A 20,210-nucleotide genomic window follows, 5' to 3' on the forward strand; every position below is an offset into this window, starting at 1 on the left:
GCTATTTAGAGGCCACTCCTGCAGCCCATTTTATTCACAGTTACTCAAAGAAGGGTATACTGAACCCCATAGGCGAGACAGTAAATTGAAGAATTAGGTTATACTGGTAACATGAGTAAAACGAGAAAAACCTTTACCCTAGAATTTAAAGCCCAAGTTGTTCTTCAATTACTGCGGGAGGAAACTACGGTTAATGAGCTAGCTGCCACGCATCAGATCAGTCCCGTCGTAATTGGTCGCTGGAAGACTCAGTTTCAGGAACGAGCGTTTGAAGTGTTTAAGAAAGGCCCCTCTGACGCCGAGCAGGTCCTTGTAGAGAAGGAAGATCAAATTGCAGAACTTGAGCGAAAAGTAGGCCAATTAACGATCGAAGTTGATTGGATGAAAAAAAATCTAGAGAATTACGGGGCAGATAGTAAGCGTATGGAACTTGTTGAACACCATCACGAGCATTTGACGGTGAAGCGTCAGTGTGAACTATTATCGGTTAATCGTAGTAGCACTTACAGGAAACCGAAGGTTACCGGTCCGGATGAGGAAACCATTGGAATAATGCACAAGATTGATGCGATCCATACCGCCCATCCCACGTTTGGGTATCGCAAAATTACGGATATCCTTTGTAAGGATGCGATAATCAATCGTAAGAGTGTACGTCGGTTAATGAAAGCAATGGATATTATTACAATTTATCCGAAACCCAATCTCAGCAAACGTTACCATGCCCAATATGTTAAACCCTATCTGTTGAGAAATCTTAAGATAGTACGACCGAACCAGGTTTGGGGCGTGGATCTAACGTACGTAAAGATGGAAAAAGGATTTATGTATCTTTTTATAATTATTGATTGGTACAGTAGGCTGATTGTGGATTATGAGCTGTCGAGCACTCTGGAGAAGGGGTTCGTTATGACCTGTCTAAAACGAGCCTTTAGTCGAACCAGGCCAGAAATCATGAATAGCGATCAGGGTAGTCATTTTACCAATCCGGATTATATCAAGCTTCTTGAGGATAACGGAATCAGAATCTCGATGGATGGCAAAGGCCAGGCCTTGGACAATGTCAGGACAGAACGGTTCTTTCGCAGTATCAAGTATGATGATATCTATATCAACGACTATCTCAACCCAAGAGAGCTGCGAAAGGGCATTAACGAGTACATAGTTATGTATAACACTTATCGTCCACATGATTCTCTTGGAGGTGAAATTCCGGTAAATGTTTATTATGGAAAGTCATCAACAGAAGTTGCCTAAATTTCGTCGTCTCTTGACCCAAAATCAAGGCTTTACATGGGGGCGGCGGATGCTACCCTTAATCAGGGAATGGGGCAACCCCAAAGGAATACATCATTATGAGCCTCATTCCTCGACCCATATAAGCATCCGACGTAGGGTCCCATGTCAAGCCTAACCCCAGAGGTCTATTCTCGAAATCTAACCTCAAACGTCCCTTAGTCAAACTCGATAAAATTTAATTGGAAAGGAGATAACTTAAATTTCGAAAATCGTGTCTTGACAATGGGGAACGGTATAATCGTGTATGCGAGTACTCAAACGGTTCATTATCTCCAACATTATCTAGCTAAGATATTTGATCTGAAAGAGGGAGATGTGCGGGTACTCAAAACAAATATTGGCGGTGGCTTTGGAGCTAAAATGGATCCATCCGGCCTTGATTTTGCCGCGGTGGCTCTTGCCAAGAAGACCGGTCGGCCGGTAAAAATGTTTTTTGACAGGGAAGATATGTTTTTTAATAACCGTGGCCGTCACCCCATATTTATGGAAGTTAAGAGCGGGGTGACCAAAGAAGGTAAACTATTAGGGGTGCATTGCAATTTTGTCATGGAAGGAGGGGCTTATACGGGTCTTGGAGTCGTTTCCGCCTATTATGCAGGGACATTGCTCACAGTTTTATACGATTTTGATAATTATAAATTTGATATGCTGAGGGTTGTAACCAACCTTCCGCCAAACGGTGCCCAGCGCGGTCATGGGCAGCCGCAGCCCAGGTATGCTTTCGAAAGCCATCTGGATAATATAGCCAAAGAACTGGGGATTGACCCCATAGAAATACGCTTCAGAAATGCCCGCCGTCCCGGCACGGTAACAGTAAACGGTTTTAAAGTGGATTCCTACGGTTTGAAGGAATGCCTGGAAAAAGCCCGTGACATTTCAGGCTGGCGGGAGAAAAAGGGCAAGTTGCCCTGGTGCCGGGGCATGGGGATAGGAAATGGCGGTTTTGTTTCAGGAGCAGGTTATGCCATCTACCGGACAGACAAACCTCACTCAATGGCTATGATTAAGGTAATGATGACGGAACTTCAGCGATTCTATACATTGGGGCTGTTGAAATAGGACAGGGTAGTGATACGGTGCTTGCTCAAATGGCAGCCGAGGCCATGGGCTACCCCTATGAGTGTATGAAAGTTGTGGCTGCTGATACAGACTTGGCGGCCCACGACTTGGGAGCCTACGCCAGCAGGCAGACCCTGATGAGCGGCTGGGCCGTAAAGCGGGCAGGGGACGAAATTAAAAAGCTTATTTTGGAAACTGCCGCGGGTATGATGGAAGTTAAGCCCGAGGAACTGGACTGCAGGGAAGCGATTGTGTTTGTTAAGGAAAATCCCGAAGTTACAAAAACCTTTGCCGAGGTAGCACAGAAATATTTTGCAACTACGGGCCAGCTCATAGGACAAGGTTCGTACAAACCGCCAAAGCTTGGGGGAGTTCATAAAGGTTCTGCAGTGGGGACGTCCCCGGCATATAGTTGCGCTACTCAGATTGCAGAGGTTGAGATCGATGAGGAGAGCGGAGAAGTGGAAGTCATAGGGGCCTGGGACGTTCATGACAGCGGGATGGTAATTAATCCGGCGCTGTTGCACGGGCAGGTACATGGTGCCTTTTATATGGGCATAGGTGAATCCATTTGGGAAGAAGTCCTTTTTGATAAGAATGGGAAGCTCTTAAACGGGAACCTTGCTGAATACAGATTGCCTACGGCGCTGGATATGCCTCCGGTAGCCTCGGAACTGGTCGATACTGTGGACCCTAATGCCCCTTGGGGAGTAAAAGAGGTTGGAGAGGGAGCTACTACTCCGACGCTTGGTTGTATATCCAACGCTATCTTTGATGCCATTGGAATCCTGCTGTTGCAATAGTGAGGAGAAATAATTTGTGGGGGCGGTAATTCGCCCCCGTATTAAGAGCAAGCATTGAATAAAACTTGTCAGTTGGGACGGAGAATTATGATTAAACAAAACCTACAATGCACCGGTTGTATATAAAACTTTTCTCATTTTAGAAGAAATCGCTAATTCAGATAACGAGCTGGGCATTAGTGACCTATCCCGCAGGCTAAATATCCACAAGAGTACTGTTCTAGGGATTACTCAAGCCTTAACCAAAGTTAGGGCGCTACACCAGAATACGAACAAAAAATTTAGGCTGGGTTCTGCCCTGGCCCGGTTGGGTTACCAGGTCAAGTTGGGGTTGGATTTAAGAACAATTACCTGCCCATTTATGAATGAACTTTGCAGAAAATATCAGGAAACAATACTTTTGGGCGCTTTTGATGAACAGGGCATCACCATTATCGAAAAGGCCGAAAGTCCAGTAGAATTTAAAATTACAGCACAGGTAGGTGCAAGGATCCCCTTATTTGCTGGGGCGACAGGAAAAGTTTTTCTTTCTGGATTACAGGAACTGGTGATCAGGGAAGTCATTAAGGAAGACACCTTGCCCAAATTTACCGAAAATTCCATCACCAACAAAGATGATTATTTTAAAGAGTTGCTAATGGTACGCGAAAAAGGTTTTGCCACTGATTTTGAAGAGTATATACGGGGAGTAAATGCCATCAGCGTTCCGCTCAACGGTCCATTGGAACGACCGGTAGCAGCATTGTGGATGGTGGGTTTTAGCCGCGGGCTATTCGTCCAGGATGGGAGCGTTTAAACCTTTATTGCCTTTGGGGAGACCACGGTTATTGAAAAGGCGGTTAGCAGTTTTCTGGTAGCAGGTATTCAAGATATAAGAGTGGTTGTTGGTCACCGGGCTGATGAGGTTATCCCCTATTGGACCGCCTGGGAGTAAAAAGCATCATTAATGATTGTTATTCCAGTGGAATGTACTCGTCGATAACGGCCGGGGTAAGAAGTTTGAACCTGAGGTGCAGGCGGTTTTTCTCCTGCCCGGGGATAACCCGCATGTTAAACCACAGACTATCTTGGAGCTAATTAAGTTCTATAAGGAGAGTAAGGCGGGGATTATATATCCATGTTTCAAAGGATTGCGGGGACACCCACCGCTCATCTCTGCTAGGTATATAAAAAGTATACTTGCTTGGAATCAGCCGGGAGGGTTAAGGGTGCTGCTGAGTAATTATGCAATGGATGCCCTGAAAGTGGAGGTGGCGGACCAGGGAGTAGTGCTAGACATGGATAATCCCACGGACAGAAGGTGTTGGAAAACTGCACCTATTAGGGAAAAATCTAATATTGCGCACCACCTCTTCCCCGGTTGGATTGAGTATTACAGGGAAAGAGAGCTCGATTTCGGGCTCTCTTTTATTACGCTTATATTACGGCTTGAACGTGCTGAGCAGATTTTCCGAAATGGGTAAAGTCCTATTTCTCGTTTGACTCCACCAAATACATAACTATCTAATTATTAAAATGCATATGTTTACACTTATAATAATGTATAATATAATTCAAGAAAGATGAAGGAAAGGAGGAAAATGCCAAATGCCTTAGATAAAAATGTACATAATCTAGAGGAGATATACCTAGATAGAACTTACGGAGAGTAATCGTAGGATGGGAGAGTAGCTCAATATGAGAAAAGATTTTCGTCACTTTACAGCTGTACTTATTATTATATTATTATCCTTGTCTTCAATGGCTTGTTCAACAAACACGGTTCAAAACCAATCTCAACCTAAATCAACAGAAGAAAAAGTCCTGCGTATGGACGAGGAAAACTTGGGTTATCCCTCTGTATACACTGTATCTTCACGGGGCAGAGGGTATTTAATGATGAGCTTTATTTTTGACACTTTGACTTGGAAAGATGAAAAGGGAGTTATCCCACTGTTGGCAGAAAAGTGGGAGGTGACGCCTGATCAGAAAACGTGGACCTTCCAGCTTGTTAAAAATGCCAAGTTTACGGATGGTAGGCCACTCACTGCTGAAGATGTTAAGTTTTCCTTTGACTACATAAAACAACACCCTCACCCTTGGGTCTATCTAAACATGCTTGACGAAGTCAAGGTGATCGACGAATACACGATCCAAATCAGTCTTAATCAGATCTATGCACCCTTTATTACGGATGTGGCTGGAAACGTCCCCATTATACCAAAGCATATTTGGCAGGATATCAAAGAACCTCAAAACTTTGATACCCCGGAAGCGGTGATCGGTTCAGGACCTTTCACGCTAGCGAGTTACGACAAAACGGCAGGGACTTATATCTATCAAGCGAATAAAGATTATTTCTATGGTGAGCCTGTTGTCGATAAGCTCATTTTTAGTCTTAGCCAAAATCCGAAAGAGGCTCTTAAAAAAGGCGAACTCGATGTTGCCCAGAGAACGAAATACGGTGAGGCCATCCAGCTTCAAAAGGAGGGAAAGTTTAAAGTTATCGAAGGACCGGGTCTGTGGGTTGGCAGGATGTATTTTAACTTTGGAGTACCAGAGTTTAACCAACGTGAGCTGAGACAGGCTTTATATTACGCCATCAACCGTCAAGAGTTGGTCGAAAAAGCGTCTAAGAATAGTGCCATAGCGGGCAATCCTGGGCATATTCATCCCGATTCTGAATGGTATTCTAAAGATGTAAAGCAGTATGAATTTAATTCTGATAAAGCGAAACAACTCTTGGATGTAGCGGGAATGAAGGACGTCAATCAAGATGGCACGAGGGATTTCCTGGGTAAATCCATGGAGTACGAATTCATCGTCACGGATGATCGGGTTAATGAAGCAGAAATGATTAAAAATTATTGTTCTGCAGTAGGGATTAAAATAAATGTTAAAGCCATGGATGGGCAGAGCCTAGATTCCTTAATGAAGGAAGGGAAATTTCAGTTAGCCCTCAATGGGCATGGTTCCTTTGGTGGAGATCCGGTGTTACTTGCCAGGTTTGCTTCGGAAAAAGTTACTCAAGGGTCTACGCCCAAAATAACAACTCAGGGCGGAAAAGGTTGGTCTAATGATGAATTTGATCAACTCTTTACTGAGCAGTTACGGGAAAATGATCACTCTAAGCGCTACCAAAAGGTTGCCGAACTGCAAAAAATTATTGCCGAGGAACTGCCGACGTTAACCTTATATTATAAGAAAATTACCTTTGCCTACAATCAGAATAAATTTGACGGTTGGTTCTTCACGAAAGACGGGGTCGCTATCGCTGTGCCCACGACACAAAACAAGCTGGTCTATATTAAGGGACAGTGGAAATAGTACGGGGATCAATGATGAAGATTCTAAAGAAGACGATTATTTATGTAGTTCTGGTAGCTTCCATAAGTTTTTTACTGCCCAGGTTAATCCCGGGTAGTCCTTTCTTTTTTTTCCATTCGGATATGTATGTGCTCAATACCATGATGCCGGAAGATAGCTTTAACTCCTTTGTCCAATACTATCACCCAGACAAACCTGTACCAGAGCAGTTTTTGGTGTATCTCAAAGATCTCTTGAAGTTTGATCTGGGGAGGTCCTTCTATTATAAACTGCCTGTTGCTGAGTTATTGACGGGGTGCTTGGGTTGGACAATTTTCTTATCCTTTGTATCCATTGGAATTTCATCCGGTATAGGAATACCTTTAGGCTTATTTTATGCGGTTAGGAAGGGTGGAAAAAGGGCAGTTTGGCTGAACGTTTTTACTGGGCTAAACTCTGTGCCGGTTATTGTAATAGCTATCCTTATACAAATGTTGTTAAGTTATAAGTTTGACCTGTTTCCTTCGAGTGGAGCATACACTCCGGGAATCAGCGTTAGTGACCCTGGTTGGATACTGGATGTAATAGGGCATGCTATTTTACCTTTATGGGTACTTGTTTTGGCTGAACTGCCTCCAATTTTTATCTTGACTTATAATACCTGTTCTAGAACCAAGAACCAACCCTTTGTGGAAATGGCCCAGTATCTTAATATTCAAGAGCACGTTATAAATTTTAAGTACATCTTGAAGAACACCTTACCCGAGATTCTGAGCAAGATAAATATTCAGTTTCTCTACGCTATCTCGGGAGTCTTATTTGTCGAAGTGGTATTTTCGTATCCGGGTATCGGAACCCTGCTCAAGACCGCCGCCTACAGCAGGGACTACCCACTCTTGCAGGGAATTCTGCTGGTCACGGGTATTTACGGAATTGTGATTAATTTAATCTTTGAACTAATCATCAAAAGGTTAAACCCGAGGGTACAGGCATGATAATTTTTCGTTCAAATAAAGGATCCTGGATTATTATACTGGTCATGGCTCTGATAGGATTAACCTACCCGTTGATTTCTCCCTACGAGGCCGGTGATTTTAGTTTTGATTCCTTAGTGTCCCCATCTTTCGATCATTTTTTGGGAACCGATGAAATGGGCCATGATATTTTATCCATGCTCCTCGTCGGCTTCAGGGTATCGATCGGAATTGCAATAGCTGCATCAGTATTAGCCACGTTAATCGGGACAGTCCTAGCGATCATAGCCGCTTACTATAAAGGCTTAGTCGATCGGATGATTGTGAGGATGACGGAAGTGTTTATTCTTGTCCCGGAAATTGTGGTCTTGCTTTTTATTACGGCGATTGCCAAGCCAACGGTTTATAACAGCATTCTGGCGATTGTTTTTTTTTCCTGGAGTAAAATCACTAGGATTATCCGAGCCAAAGCTCTCAGTGTTATTGAGCTGGAAAAGGTTCAATACACCCTGCTTTTGAAAGGCAACATCTTTGATATTACTCTAAAAATGTGGCGAGAATTGTATCCTGCAGTTGCCACGATGTTTGTTTTCCTGTGTGGGAAAGCGGCTGTGTATGAATCCACCTTGGCCTTTTTCGGGATAGGAGACCCTCTGGCCAAATCCTGGGGGCAGATTATGCGGAATGCTTTAGATTATGAAGGGATTTTTAGTGGCAATACCTATTTATGGTATCTTCTGCCGCCGCTCCTTTGTATTTTGATTTTCGTGTTGGCTATTTCTAGGGTTGCCTATAACGTTGATGAAATTAGAAGTTAGAAGTGAAACATAATGATTTTGAAGGTTAGTAAGTTTAAAGCAAGGTATTCTAGTAATTTTTCCTGGTGGAGTTATCCAAAACTTGAACTGAGGAAGGGTATGTGTTTGGCGATCATGGGCAAAACCGGGTGTGGTAAGACCACCTTGTTAAATGCCCTTTTTAGTCATTCTTTCACAGGCATGGTGGAATACGACCTTGCTGAACTAATGGGGAAGGATCTGCGGGTCTGGGGGAGGGAGCGGTATCAAGCCATCAGTTATATGCCCCAATATGCCCAAAACGGCTTAAACCCGACATTAACCATCGGAGAACAAATTGAGCTGGTTAAAAGAAGCTGCAAGGTACCTGACTCAAGGCTGGACTTATTTTTTCAAGATCTAGGCTTAGAGAAAGAGATCAGTCGTTTATACCCTTTTCAGATTAGTGGGGGAATGAAGCAAAGAGTGATCATTTTAATGGGATTTATCAAACAGCCTCAGCTCTTTATCTTGGATGAACCTTCCTCTGCCTTAGATTTTATGACCTTATCTAAGACCATGGATTTTCTTAAAAAGCGAAAACATGAGGGAGCGGGCCTAATTGTTGTGTCCCATCATTTAGGGTTTGCAACGAGTATCGCTGACAAGGTGATTGAGCTGTAGCATACTCTCTAACCAATGGAAATTGAGTAGAGCTGAACTCTATCAGGAGGTTAAAATGTCTGAACTGTTAAAAGGGAGGAACCTGAGCAAATCCTTTGACACTCCTTTTGGGAGAGCGGTGATCCTGAACGGAATAAACCTGAAGCTAGAGGAAGGGAGTATTATTGCCCTAATCGGGGAGAGTGGCGGGGGCAAAACCACGCTTTGCAGAATCTTGATGGGTTTGGAAACAGCAGATTCAGGCAGTGTATTTTTGCAGGGAAAAGAGGTAGGAGGACTTAGAAAGCGCAGTTTTGCAGAATGTGCGTCTATTCAGTATGTCTTCCAGGATCCTTACGCCTCCATGGCGGATGAAGCAACGGTTATTAGCACCCTGTCTGAGCCGGCAAGACTCTGTAAACGAAATCATCGAGATTACTTGGAACCTGAGGAAGCACTTGTTTTAGCAGGGCTTTCTGGGGAAGAATTTATGGACCGGAAAATAAAGAGCCTTAGTGGCGGGCAAAGGCAAAAAATCGCCATAGCCCGTGCCTTGATTACACGTCCTCAAATTATTATTGCGGATGAAAGCACGTCTATGCTTGACGAAGGTTCTGCGCAGGAAATGAGTTCGATTTTTAGCAGAGTAAATAAACTGCTGGGGATTAGCTTTATTATCGTGACTCATAACAAAAAGATATTGTTTGATTTATGCACCTTCATACTTGTCCTTTATCAAGGGAAAATCGTAGAAGCAGGGCTGAAAGAAAAGGTCTTGACCTCACCCCAAGCGGAATATACGCGTCAATATTTGGAGTGCATGTTAAATATTGAAGGGAGAACTGACGTTGAGCAAAGTAATGTACGTAAATCTTACGGCTGAAACCTTGGAAGAACGGGAATGTAATGATGCAATCAGTCAATATTATGGCAGAGGGCTGACTTCCTACCTTGTTAAAGAAAATGTGCCTCCACATGTAGGGAGACATAGTGCGGAAAATTGTCTTATTTTAGTGCCGGGGCTTCTATCGGGAACCTTTGCGCCAAGTACTGGGAGATTGAGTATTGCAGCAAAGAAAGCTCAGGATTCCGGAATACAATACCTGAACTTAGCGGGGCCTTTTTCACAAAAGATGGCTTGTTTGGGCATTGTGGCCATTGTGATTACGGGTAAAAATCTAGAAGCTATTCCAGCTGTTATAAGCTTCGACGAAGGTGGGGGGCAGATCCTAAAGGTCACTTGTTTAAAGGAAAGAGAAATATCTGAGACCATCAGCTATATTCGGAATAATATCGGAAGGGGAAAGGACACAGCGGTCATCGGGATTGGTTCTGCAGGGGAACATTTATTGCCGATTGCTTCTGTGTTCACTACCTATCCCGAAGGTAATCCCCTCTTTAACTGTGCCAGGGGCGGAATGGGAGATGTTTTTGGCTCCAAAGGCTTAAAGGCAGTGGCAGTCACGACGAAAGCTAACTTTACCAGCAAGGTCGTTAATGTCACTGAAATGGAAAGAGCATCTAAAAGGCTGGCCAGAATCATTATCGATCATCCGGTATGTGGGGGAGCTCTGCCTGCTTATGGTTCAATTACTTTAATGAAAATGATGAAGAGTAACAAGTTAAATCTTAGTTCGATCAAAGAGACTCCTCAGAGTAAGATCATAGCAGAGAACCAGAGGGTTGATCGGCCTAAAGTGGGTAGCCCCAGAATCAACCGCACTTGTGCCCCGTTATGTGTTGTGGGCTGTCTAAACCGTCATGCCCGCGGCAATGAAACCCTGTTGGCATCCCCAGCTGAGAGTGAGGTTTCGGCAGCCCTGGAGGATTTTGGTATAGAAGACGCTACATTTGCCTCGAAGTTTAATAGAATAGCCTTTGAACAAGGGATTGATTCAGTTGAATTTCTATTTTGTTGCACCTTATATTACAAAATCAAGGATATCAAGGCAGGTAAAGATGAATTATTAGCGGCTCTCAATGAAGTGAAAGAGCTAACCGATTTGGGCAGAATTCTGGCTTCCAGGACGGAAGGATTATATCAGCTATATCATGATCACACCAAGTTGTTGCCGATGGTCACCCGGCCCTCCATTGCTGAGGAACATAACTTTAATATAAAATTAAATTTTAAAGTTGCAGGGTGTGAGGATTTAGAGGACAAACAATATCTATATGCCAATATGCTGACCTTAGGCAATCTGGGCATTTGTCTTTTTACCTCATTTGCGATTATAGAAAGTCGTGAGGCCATGGACCTGCTTGCGGTCTTGTTTCAGGCTAAAACAGGACGTAAGCTTGTGGCCAACGATCTGATCAGGTATTCTGTTGATTGCCTTAAGGTTGAGGAGGACTATGAAAAACAAGCCAAGCTACTAAGTCTGCAAAAAGAAATACCTGAGTTCGTTAAGGTCCTCCATAGGTATTTTGGCAAAGGCGTGAACGAATGAAGGATAAGCTATCCGTTGCGATTCTGCCAATGGCTCTCGGCGCTTTTTCTGCAGCCTTGGACAACAATGTCTTAAATATCTGTCTGCCCCTATTAGCCAAGGAATTTGAAACAGATCTGGGTACGGTCCAATTTGTGTCATCTTCTTATGTATTCGCTATTTGCAGTTTATTGTTGTTTTTTGCTATCTCTCAGCATCCAATGGCAGAAAATACGTTTTTAGTACAGGGACTACTTTGTTTTCACTGGGGAGCTTGGCCGCGGCCTTTTCTCCTAATATTTTTATGCTTATTCTCTTTAGGATAATTCAGGGGATGGGTGCTGCTATGTTCATGGCCAACGGTATGGCCTTGATAAACTCCCATTTCAGTAACGAGGTGAAGGGAAGAGCGTTTGGGATTATCTTTACTGCCACATCTGTTGCCAGTATTATAGGTCCAGTTGCAGGAGGGGCTATTGCCAAAATCTGGGGTTGGCGTGCAATTTTTTTCTCAATAACCCCGATGGGTGCTTTAGCTGGGGTGATGGCTCTCAAACTATTAGACAAAGAGGATCAAAAACCAATAAAATCCTTTGATTTAATAGGGTCAGTTTTGAGTATTCTCGGTGTATTCGCCTTTTTTAGCTGTTTTTATCTTGTGAAGAGCAGGTATCCATTGCTCGCTCTTGTTGCTTTAGCAGGGGCTGTTGCTCTATTTTATTTTTTCAGAAACAGTCAAAGAGGAAATTCGAATCCTGTCCTAAACCCAAAGATCTGGGACCTAAAAAACTTTCGCCAGGCAAATATGCAGTCTGGATTGATCTTCGCCATTATGATGGCAGTTTCAGTCGTTTTACCTTTCTATTTTCATAATGTTTTTGGGTACTCTTCCGCCTACTCAGGCATGTTTCTGGCTACTATGGCCCTTTCAATAGTAGCTGTTTCCTAGTACGCCCAGCATGGACGCTTACTAGTCGGTGCAAGTCCGATACGGGGGTTGATAGTGCCAACCGTTAGCTAAGGGCAAAGCATCACTCACTTTATTGAAGAAAGGCTAAAGCTAAAAGTCAATAAAGAAAAGAGTGCAGTAGATAGACCGTGGAAATTAAAATTCTTAGGGTTCTCGTTCTACCACAAGAGAGGTGGAATGGGGATAAGAATCCTATGCAAAGTGTGCCCCAGGAATTTGCGGCTATGGCAGCAAGCCTCAATGTTCTTTCACCCCAATGCCGGAATTGCGATTGGGATTGCTTTATCAGGAATAGGATATAGTGCTTTTATAAGTTTTGATTTACCATCGGATATGGCGGACGCCAGTGTATTAGGATTGTTTCTATTTGTAAATGTCTTAGTTCGAAAAATAGAGGTTCACTAATATCATTCTGCCAGTAAGCAGTAGTTGTATGCGCCTAAGTAAAGATTGGAATTATTGAGTCCTCTGCAGACAAAGAGTTTACATATGTTATACAATCCTTTGAACAAACTGGAAAATGAGTTTGTTCAAAGGATTTTCTTTTCAATAGGTATTATTGCAATAAGAATTATCACTCTTTAATTGGAATCCATACTAATTAATGATAAAATCAGACAAGGGGTGAGTGGAGAAATGAGTGAAGATAATAAAATGTGGCAATGCCAAATCTCAAGTTGTGGATATATTTATAATCCAGATAAAGGGTGTAAGAAAAGTAAAATACCTAAAGATGTTCCTTTTGAGGATTTGCCGGATACTTGGAGATGTCCATTATGCGGGGCTGGTAAAAAGATGTTTAAACCTGTGTAAATAGATTAAGATTGGTTGGTTTTAAGGACCAAGCGCTTAAATTAATGATTTTAGTGCTTGCAGGTACTTGTTGTATTAAACGAGTACCTTTTTTGCGTTCGCAGTTATAAGGAATTAAGCTGACAGATTTCTGTATTTCCATCGTATGGTATAAATGTATAAAAGAAAGTGGATTGTAAAACATATATTATTGATTGTGTTGAGTGCAATCGTGCCTGCTTTATGTATTGTCAGGCAGTGATTTGGTATGTATTGGAGCAAAATAAGTTCTTGAAAGCAGAGGGAGGCAAAATGCAAAACCAAGATTTACCCAGAGGAATGAATGACAAACCGGGCCTAATACCTAGGCAAGTGATGCCGGAAAATCTGGAATCCCTGATAAACAACATCCTGAGTTGGATTACGCCTACCGAAATGTATTACGCTTCGGAACCATCTCTATCCGACGATACAGATGCAATCTTGGGCTTTAGGTCTGGGCGGTGAAGTGGAAAACCGTTTAGTTTTACTTATGAGGATCTGAAAAAAATGCCTTCGGTTAGCAAATTTGTAACGACGGAATGCTCAGGCAATAAACGTGCTTTTATGGAACCGCCAGTCCCTGGATCGGCGCAGTAGGCAATGTCAAATGGACAGGGTGCCCCTAACTTATCTCCTAGATCAGGCGAAACTTAAGGATTCAGCCGTAGAGCTTATTTTTACAGGGGAAGAAACTGGAATTCGCCCCGATATGGATACTCCGGTCAACTATGAGCGAAGCTTGCCGTTAGACAGATCGTTGATGGCTGAGTGTATTTTGGCCTTGAAAATAAATGACGAACCAATACCTCCAAAGGGGAAAAGATTCATCTAGGGCAACATACCGTCAGGGGGCTTGCTTGGACGGGAAAAGGGACTATTGATAAAGTAGAAGTAAGTTTAGACAACGGTATGACTTGGAATTCTGCACAGTTAAAGAGCTCGGAACATGAGCAATATACTTGGACCTTATGGGAATATTCATGGAATATTACTGCTCCGGGTCATTATTCCTTATTAGCCAGAGCTTTTGACAGTTACGGAAATGTTCAACCTAAGGCGGCTCCTTGGAATGCCAAAGGGTACGGAAATAATTCGATTCACCAGATTAAGCTTATGGTACCTCAAATCCTCCATTAATTACAGGCGGTTTTATCTTGATTATTCATGGCGGGAGATACTCTCTCTGCTAAAAGCAGTCGGTAGAAGCTGACTGCTTTTGGTTTTAAGGGTGAAATAAAATTTAGGACAGAAGGAAATTTGTTGTTTTTGAAAATATTAAAGCTCCTGCAATGCAGGAGCTAAATTACATAAAGGTATTTTACATAACGGGGTAAAGTCTTAAGTCAGATTGAAAATCGTTAGAGTTTGCAACTTTTTAAGTTCTTGGTCAAGGACGTCGCTTAGAGAAATATCTAGGGCGTTAGCTAAAGCCGCTATGTAAAACAGTTGTTTTCCCAATTCTGCAGCAATTATATCTTGGCAGTTATCACAAACGAATCCTTCGAGTTGGCTGTCCAAGAGCTCCTTTAAGTCAGCGAGGCTTGCATCAGGGGGGATGGGTTTTTTGCGTGCATTTACTGCGTGGCAACCACAACTAGTCACAGATTTGACGACGGCTCGGTTAACACGCGCTGAAGTTTCTTGTCCTTTGGACAAGATATCCAGAATGCTTTGATGCCGGATTAAGAGGGATTTTACCGTGTCTTGGAATTGGTCAGTGAGTTGCTCCATGTGTGCTATCCTCACTCCTTTCTGCCATCTCTATTATACCGAGGTGGCTGGTCAGTTGTCAATTTTCAACAGTAACAAGGCTAAAAAAGGTAAATTGACAGGCTAAAGACTTGTATGATATAATTTTAAAATTTTGACCCGGGCTACGTTCCTTGCTATAATAATAGATAAGGGGGTGGCCGAATGTTTAAGGTTGGTGACAAAGTTGTCTATCCGATGCACGGTGCCGGAATTATTGAGTCAATCGAAGAACGGGAAGTTCTTGGAGAAAAAAGCCAATATTATGTCATGCACTTACCAGTAGGGAATATGAAGTTGTTTATTCCCTTGAACAATGTGGAGAACCTTGGCTTAAGGCAAGTTATTTCTCCCACTATGGTCCAAGACGTATTAGAGGTACTTAGGACCAAAGATACGGCAGCTACCTTAGCTTGGAATCGGCGCTATCGGGCAAACTTAGAGAAGATCAAGAGTGGAAACATTTTCGAAGTTGCCAATGTTGTTCGAAGCCTTGCTCAAAGGGACAATGAAAAAGGACTTTCTACTGGGGAAAAAAAGATGTATGAAAATGCTTGTCAAATTCTTATTAGTGAACTCGTTTTGACAGAGGGATCAGAAGAAGAAGCTGTCAGACAATGGCTTTCATCTGCTTTGATTTTGGCTTAGATTTTTTTTGATTGAATTATTGGCGTCTTATTGAGGTCATGGCTGAAAAGTATTTCGTTGCACGACTCGAATTAAGATTCGATGAAAGCGCCGCACTTAAACAAGGATTTGTTGTAAGATAACTGCCATGACTTAAACTGGACGTTCATGAGTTAAGCGTCGCCATCAACCACGTATTACTAAATCAAATGAGCTGGAACTTAGAACACCGCCAGGACTCATCAGAGATGGTTGAGATTAAAACACCGGCATGGATGGCAGGTGTCGTATTGGCAAGAGTTCGCAAGGAAAATAGATTTAATGTCGAGCAAAAGAATCGCTTAAAAAGGGTTAAATTGCCTTTGGTTGAAAAATAATGAAATCCAAAGTATAATTGGAAAGACTTTTAGTCAAAATAGGTTAAAAGGAGGTGAAAAGATGATTCGCAATTTGATACGCGGGATCATCACTCTGTTATTAGGGGCAGTAGGATTTTATCTGAACTATATTCTTTTTAGCCTCGGCTTTTTAAAAACCCTTGGATGGGATGGGTCGCCTGTATGGACATACGCCATAATGAGTATTTTATTTGGTATTATCGGATTTTTAGTTGCTCCTTTTAGTATCCGATCTTTTCTTGCTTTAATGCGGTGGATGGATGCGAGGTTAACTAGAGTTCCTACAAATGATCTTATGGGTGGGGCCATCGGGGGGATCATTGGACTTATTATTGCAAGTTTATTTGGAAATTCATTTGTCAGTATCAAATTCTTCGGACCGCTTTTGGCAGTCCTGCTGAGTCTGTTTCTAGGTTATCTGGGTTTGACAATTGGAATGAAACGGAAAGAAGATGTCCTAAGTTTTCTTAATTTTTTCCCTAGATTTCGTGATCGAGGAGACAAGGCAGATAAAGGGGACAAAAACAAGGACGGAAAGGCTGGCCGTTCCCAAGAGTCGGTAAGCTACAAAATTCTTGATACCAGCGTAATTATTGATGGACGGATCGCAGATATCGTTAAGACTGGATTTTTAGAAGGAGTTTTGTTAATCCCAAGTTTTGTGCTCGAGGAGCTTCGACATATTGCGGATTCTTCAGACTTACTAAAACGAAATCGAGGGCGCAGAGGGCTTGATATTCTTAATCAGATTTCCAAGGAAACTGTCATCAAAGTGCATATTCATGAACAAGATTTTGATGATATAAATGAAGTTGACAGCAAACTCGTCCGGTTAGGGCAAGTATTAGGGTCGCCTCTGTTGACAAACGATTATAATCTTAACAAAGTGGCCGAACTTCAGGGAGTTAAGGTTTTAAATATTAACGAATTAGCCAATGCGCTTAAACCCATTGTATTACCAGGGGAAGAAATGTTGGTTCAAGTCATGAAAGAAGGAAAAGAGCCTGGTCAGGGTGTAGCTTATCTTGATGACGGAACGATGATCGTTGTGGATATGGGGCGGAGGTTCATGGGGCAAAACGTTGTTGTTTTAGTGACAAGTGTTCTTCAAACGGCAGCCGGGCGCATGATTTTTGCCAAGCCAAAAGCTACCTTGGAAAAAAAGCCGATGGGCCTTCGTTCGACGGATGAGGTGAATGCGATTGGCTAATATTGGGATCGTCATTCCGGCAGCCGGTCAAGGTAAACGGATGGGGGCCGGATACAACAAGCAATTCTTGATGTTGATGGAGAAACCAATTTTAGCACATACGGTAAGGCTCTTTGAAGAATCTGATTTTGTCTCGGAAATTGTAATTGTTGGGGCAGAAGGTGACATCTCGGTTATTAAAGAACTTGTTTATTATCAGGAGTTTCACAAAGTTGCGGCGGTCTGTACAGGTGGAGTGCTGCGACAAGATTCCGTTCGTGCAGGGGTTCGAGCTCTAAGTCCTACTATTCAACGGATAGTGGTGCATGATGGGGCGAGGCCCCTTTTAACATTACAAGCATTTCATAAATTTATTGAAGAAACACGAGAGTACTCTGCCGCCATTATGGGGGTCCCTATTAAAGATACGGTAAAGCGAGTTGACATATCAGGAAAAGTCCTTGATACTTTGCCGCGAGATTATTTGCGTGCCGTCCAAACCCCCCAAATTTTTGACCGAGAAATATTGGAAGAAGCACATCAGCAAGCGGCTTCCGTAGGATACTATGGTACAGATGATGCATCTTTGTTAGAATGGATGGGGCATCCTGTACAGATGGTAGAAGGTATGCAGGAGAATATTAAGGTGACTACACCGGAAGACTTGTTGTTAGCTGAACGGATACTTATGCAAAGGCGATAGCGCAACTCGATATATTAGATGTTAGATATTCAGAGTGTGAGGTACGACATGATATGCGAGTTGCAAAGTAAGCTTGCTATAGAAAAGGGACGGTGAATTGCCGCATCGGCTAGGCAGTCGAACTGCAAACCGCAAGTATAGAGAAGGGGGTGGTTAAGTATTAAAGTAGGAATCGGTTATGATGTTCATGCTCTGGTGGCGGAGCGGTCATTGATTCTTGGTGGAGTGGAAATTCCGCATGAACGTGGGTTATTGGGACACTCGGATGCGGACGTGTTGGTTCATGCGATTATGGATGCGCTTTTAGGCGCTTTGGCCTTGGGAGATATTGGAGTTTATTTTCCAGATCATGATCCAAAGTATCGAGGCATTTCAAGTCTTGCATTATTGGAGCATGTCATGAAACTTATTGAGTCACAGGGTTATCGCGTCGGAAATTTAGATAGTATCGTTATGGCAGAGCGCCCTAAGCTTGCCCCGTTTATCTCTAAAATGCGGTTTAATCTTTCACGTACTATGCATATCGAAGAAGCGTGTGTTTCAGTGAAAGCGACAACTACAGAGCGGTTGGGATTTGTGGGAAGAGAAGAAGGAATTGCTGCCCAAGCGATTGTTAGCTTAAAAAAGGTGGAGGAAGAATGATGAAAATTCGTGTTCGATTTGCACCCAGTCCAACAGGTCCACTTCACATCGGAGGAGCAAGATCGGCTTTATTTAATTATTTATGGGCTCGCAAAAACAAGGGGACATTTATTGTTCGGAGTGAGGACACTGATTTAGAACGCTCAAGCAGAGAATCTGAACATAACATTTTGGAAGCGCTTCGATGGCTGAATATTCAATGGGATGAAGGGATTGAAGTTGGCGGTGAGCATGGTCCTTATCGTCAAACGGATCGCTTAGGACTTTACAGGGAGTATACAGATAGATTGCTTGCCAGTGGGCACGCTTACTATTGTTACTGTACGGAAGAAGAGCTGGAACAAGAGAGGCAAGCATTAACTGCCAAGGGGGAGACTCCTCGATATTTGGGTAAGTGCCGTCAATTATCCGCAGAACAACGAGCTGCCTTAGAGCTTGAAGGGCGAAAGCCTGTGGTACGCTTCCTTGTTCCGGACGGACAGGCAATCCATATCCCCGATCAGGTTCGTGGGGATGTTGTATTCGAAAGTAACGGGATTGGGGATTACGTTATTGTTAAATCAGATGGAATTCCCACCTATAATTTTGCAGTCGTTGTTGACGATATTTCTATGGCTATTACGCATGTGATTCGGGGAGAAGAACACCTTTCTAATACCCCTCGACAGGTTCTCGTTTATGAAGCGCTAGGGTCTCCTGCCCCTCAATTTGCTCATATTTCTCTCATTCTAAATACGGAGGGAGGAAAAATGAGCAAGCGGGATGGGGATACTGCGGTTATAGACTATCAACAAAAAGGGTATCTTCCAGAAGCCATTGTTAATTTTATTGCCCTGCTTGGTTGGGCGCCATCAGGAGAAGAAGAGTTTTATACCCTTGATGAATTGGCAGACGTTTTTTCATTGGATCGGGTTTCTAAGAGTCCTGCCGTTTTTGATCGGCCTAAGCTGGATTATATTAACACGCATTACATTAAGGAGTCCTCAGCTGAACGCTTAGCAGAACTGGCTCTGCCTTATATAGATGAATTAGGCATTCTTCCCTATGAGGAGCGGTCAGCAGAACAACAGCAGTGGTTAATTAGCTTTATTAATGCTATTTCCGAGAAAATATCTCATCTGTCCGAAGTAAAGGATTTTATCCATTATTTCCATGGTGATATTCCCCTAAAGCCTGAAGGTGAAGCTTTAGAAGTGTTAAAAGGAGAACAAGTTCCTAGTGTTTTGACCCTATTTAGGGAGAAAGTGCAGGGAACAGAGTTGCTCTCTGGAGAAACTGTAAAAGTGCTATTGAAGCAAATGACAAAGGAATTAAAACTTGGGGGTAAATTTGTCTACATGCCTGTTCGGGTAGCTTTGACCGGGCAAATGCACGGACCGGAGCTCTATGATATCATCCCGTTGTTGGGGCTTAAGAATGTCCTGGGCCGAATTACGGTTACAGAGGCGAGATATTTAAGTTAGAACGGCCAACGCAGTGATTGACAGAGTTTGCAGACTGCCTTATAATGGGATACAAACTATAGTTTTATAACTCAATTATGATTTAGGACGATGATGAGAAAGAGTACAAAGAGGAATTGCGACTAGCGAGAATGGGATAGTGGAAGCCATTTGCAAGGAGTATTTGGAAGTGCGTCTCGGAGTTGATTGGAAGAAAATTGAAGTATTTCAATCCGTATTGGCTGCGTTAAAGCTTTGAGCTGGAACGACATGTCGTTCAAACAGAGTGGGACCGCGGAACCTTTCGTCTCTGGACGAAAAGGTTCCGCTTTTTTGTGTTGATTTAGCTCCATTATGAAGTCAAGTTG

General features: G+C 42.9%; 25 protein-coding genes, 3 pseudogenes and 1 other annotated feature. Of the genes and pseudogenes, 27 read left to right on the forward strand and 1 reads right to left on the reverse strand.

From position 1 onward, the window contains the following. Positions 1-111 precede the first annotated feature (111 nt). The 21 genes and pseudogenes from LJE72_RS08680 (at position 112) to LJE72_RS08760 (ending at position 14,229) form a co-directional block, all read left to right on the forward strand. Positions 112-1,257 (forward strand): IS3 family transposase, encoded by a 1,146-nt coding sequence (locus tag LJE72_RS08680; RefSeq protein ID WP_229247224.1) that lies wholly within the window; start codon positions 112-114, stop codon positions 1,255-1,257. A 282-nt stretch (positions 1,258-1,539) separates the two neighbouring features. Further along, entirely contained in the window at positions 1,540-2,358 is an 819-nt protein-coding gene (locus tag LJE72_RS26195; protein WP_312038908.1) for a xanthine dehydrogenase family protein molybdopterin-binding subunit, read from the forward strand. A gap of 17 nt (positions 2,359-2,375) precedes the next feature. Next, positions 2,376-3,161, forward strand: a complete 786-nt coding sequence (locus LJE72_RS26200; protein ID WP_396390710.1) for a molybdopterin cofactor-binding domain-containing protein — start codon at positions 2,376-2,378, stop codon at positions 3,159-3,161. A 136-nt stretch (positions 3,162-3,297) separates the two neighbouring features. Further along, positions 3,298-3,417, forward strand: a pseudogene (locus tag LJE72_RS26720) (helix-turn-helix domain-containing protein); the annotation flags it as partial. 75 nt (positions 3,418-3,492) lie between these two features. Then, positions 3,493-3,957: an IclR family transcriptional regulator gene (locus tag LJE72_RS08690; protein ID WP_229247225.1), complete on the forward strand. Its 465-nt coding sequence runs from the start codon at positions 3,493-3,495 to the stop codon at positions 3,955-3,957. Then, entirely contained in the window at positions 3,944-4,018 is a 75-nt protein-coding gene (locus LJE72_RS26725) for a hypothetical protein (protein WP_396390779.1), read from the forward strand. Before LJE72_RS08690 ends, LJE72_RS26725 begins: the two co-directional genes overlap by 14 nt. A gap of 153 nt (positions 4,019-4,171) precedes the next feature. Next, positions 4,172-4,624 carry a nucleotidyltransferase family protein gene (locus LJE72_RS26205; protein ID WP_312038913.1) on the forward strand — a complete coding sequence of 151 codons (453 nt, stop codon included), beginning with the start codon at positions 4,172-4,174 and terminating at the stop codon, positions 4,622-4,624. Between the two features lie 214 nt (positions 4,625-4,838). Beyond that, a complete protein-coding gene (locus LJE72_RS08700) occupies positions 4,839-6,467 on the forward strand; it encodes an ABC transporter substrate-binding protein (RefSeq protein ID WP_229247227.1) in 1,629 nt (542 codons plus the stop codon). A gap of 11 nt (positions 6,468-6,478) precedes the next feature. Continuing rightward, a complete protein-coding gene (locus LJE72_RS08705) occupies positions 6,479-7,441 on the forward strand; it encodes an ABC transporter permease (RefSeq protein WP_229247228.1) in 963 nt (320 codons plus the stop codon). Further along, on the forward strand, positions 7,438-8,238 hold the full coding sequence (locus LJE72_RS08710; RefSeq protein WP_229247229.1) for an ABC transporter permease: 801 nt from the start codon (positions 7,438-7,440) through the stop codon (positions 8,236-8,238). Before LJE72_RS08705 ends, LJE72_RS08710 begins: the two co-directional genes overlap by 4 nt. Positions 8,239-8,250: 12 nt before the next feature. Next, a complete protein-coding gene (locus tag LJE72_RS08715) occupies positions 8,251-8,880 on the forward strand; it encodes an ATP-binding cassette domain-containing protein (RefSeq protein ID WP_229247230.1) in 630 nt (209 codons plus the stop codon). Between the two features lie 55 nt (positions 8,881-8,935). Then, positions 8,936-9,742: an ABC transporter ATP-binding protein gene (locus LJE72_RS08720; RefSeq protein ID WP_229247231.1), complete on the forward strand. Its 807-nt coding sequence runs from the start codon at positions 8,936-8,938 to the stop codon at positions 9,740-9,742. Further along, positions 9,708-11,309: an aldehyde ferredoxin oxidoreductase N-terminal domain-containing protein gene (locus tag LJE72_RS08725; protein WP_229247232.1), complete on the forward strand. Its 1,602-nt coding sequence runs from the start codon at positions 9,708-9,710 to the stop codon at positions 11,307-11,309. Before LJE72_RS08720 ends, LJE72_RS08725 begins: the two co-directional genes overlap by 35 nt. A gap of 160 nt (positions 11,310-11,469) precedes the next feature. After that, entirely contained in the window at positions 11,470-12,237 is a 768-nt protein-coding gene (locus LJE72_RS08730) for an MFS transporter (RefSeq protein WP_229247233.1), read from the forward strand. A gap of 75 nt (positions 12,238-12,312) precedes the next feature. Then, positions 12,313-12,450: pseudogene (locus LJE72_RS08735) on the forward strand (group II intron reverse transcriptase/maturase); the annotation flags it as partial. Further along, complete coding sequence (locus tag LJE72_RS08740) at positions 12,436-12,663, forward strand: hypothetical protein (protein WP_229247234.1); 228 nt, start codon at positions 12,436-12,438, stop codon at positions 12,661-12,663. The pseudogene LJE72_RS08735 and the gene LJE72_RS08740, both read left to right, overlap by 15 nt. A 231-nt stretch (positions 12,664-12,894) precedes the next feature. After that, a complete protein-coding gene (locus LJE72_RS08745) occupies positions 12,895-13,071 on the forward strand; it encodes a rubredoxin (RefSeq protein ID WP_229247235.1) in 177 nt (58 codons plus the stop codon). Between the two features lie 291 nt (positions 13,072-13,362). Further along, positions 13,363-13,557, forward strand: coding sequence for a hypothetical protein (locus LJE72_RS08750; protein WP_229247236.1), 195 nt, complete (start codon positions 13,363-13,365; stop codon positions 13,555-13,557). A gap of 18 nt (positions 13,558-13,575) precedes the next feature. Next, a pseudogene (locus LJE72_RS26210) lies at positions 13,576-13,689 on the forward strand (molybdopterin-dependent oxidoreductase); the annotation flags it as partial. Positions 13,690-13,699: 10 nt separating this feature from the next. Further along, positions 13,700-13,924, forward strand: coding sequence for a molybdopterin-dependent oxidoreductase (locus LJE72_RS08755; RefSeq protein ID WP_282437883.1), 225 nt, complete (start codon positions 13,700-13,702; stop codon positions 13,922-13,924). Between the two features lie 44 nt (positions 13,925-13,968). Beyond that, on the forward strand, positions 13,969-14,229 hold the full coding sequence (locus LJE72_RS08760; protein WP_229247372.1) for a molybdopterin-binding protein: 261 nt from the start codon (positions 13,969-13,971) through the stop codon (positions 14,227-14,229). A 201-nt stretch (positions 14,230-14,430) separates the two neighbouring features. On the opposite strand, the gene LJE72_RS08765 is transcribed toward LJE72_RS08760, so the two are convergent. Next, positions 14,431-14,823: a nucleoside triphosphate pyrophosphohydrolase family protein gene (locus tag LJE72_RS08765; RefSeq protein ID WP_229247237.1), complete on the reverse strand. Its 393-nt coding sequence runs from the start codon at positions 14,821-14,823 to the stop codon at positions 14,431-14,433. A gap of 183 nt (positions 14,824-15,006) precedes the next feature. On the opposite strand from LJE72_RS08765, the gene LJE72_RS08770 reads away from it, so the two are divergent. From LJE72_RS08770 to gltX, 6 genes are all read left to right on the forward strand, one after another. Beyond that, complete coding sequence (locus LJE72_RS08770) at positions 15,007-15,489, forward strand: CarD family transcriptional regulator (RefSeq protein WP_073032235.1); 483 nt, start codon at positions 15,007-15,009, stop codon at positions 15,487-15,489. A 227-nt stretch (positions 15,490-15,716) separates the two neighbouring features. Next, positions 15,717-15,845, forward strand: coding sequence for a hypothetical protein (locus LJE72_RS26215; protein ID WP_282437884.1), 129 nt, complete (start codon positions 15,717-15,719; stop codon positions 15,843-15,845). 61 nt (positions 15,846-15,906) lie between these two features. Next, the gene (locus LJE72_RS08775) at positions 15,907-17,076 is read left to right on the forward strand and encodes a PIN/TRAM domain-containing protein (RefSeq protein WP_229247238.1); all 1,170 of its coding nucleotides are present in this window, start codon (positions 15,907-15,909) and stop codon (positions 17,074-17,076) included. Next, on the forward strand, positions 17,069-17,758 hold the full coding sequence (ispD, locus tag LJE72_RS08780) for a 2-C-methyl-D-erythritol 4-phosphate cytidylyltransferase (protein WP_229247239.1): 690 nt from the start codon (positions 17,069-17,071) through the stop codon (positions 17,756-17,758). The genes LJE72_RS08775 and ispD overlap by 8 nt, the downstream gene beginning before the upstream one ends. Before the next feature lie 159 nt (positions 17,759-17,917). Then, positions 17,918-18,400 (forward strand): 2-C-methyl-D-erythritol 2,4-cyclodiphosphate synthase, encoded by a 483-nt coding sequence (gene ispF, locus LJE72_RS08785; protein ID WP_229247373.1) that lies wholly within the window; start codon positions 17,918-17,920, stop codon positions 18,398-18,400. Then, positions 18,400-19,863 (forward strand): glutamate--tRNA ligase, encoded by a 1,464-nt coding sequence (gltX, locus tag LJE72_RS08790; RefSeq protein ID WP_229247374.1) that lies wholly within the window; start codon positions 18,400-18,402, stop codon positions 19,861-19,863. The genes ispF and gltX overlap by 1 nt, the downstream gene beginning before the upstream one ends. An 81-nt stretch (positions 19,864-19,944) precedes the next feature. Then, positions 19,945-20,157 (forward strand) — a binding site (T-box leader). Positions 20,158-20,210 lie beyond the last annotated feature (53 nt).

It is taken from the genome of Desulfosporosinus shakirovi (assembly GCF_020595055.1).
In the GTDB taxonomy this organism is placed as follows: Bacteria; Bacillota; Desulfitobacteriia; order Desulfitobacteriales; family Desulfitobacteriaceae; genus Desulfosporosinus; species Desulfosporosinus shakirovi.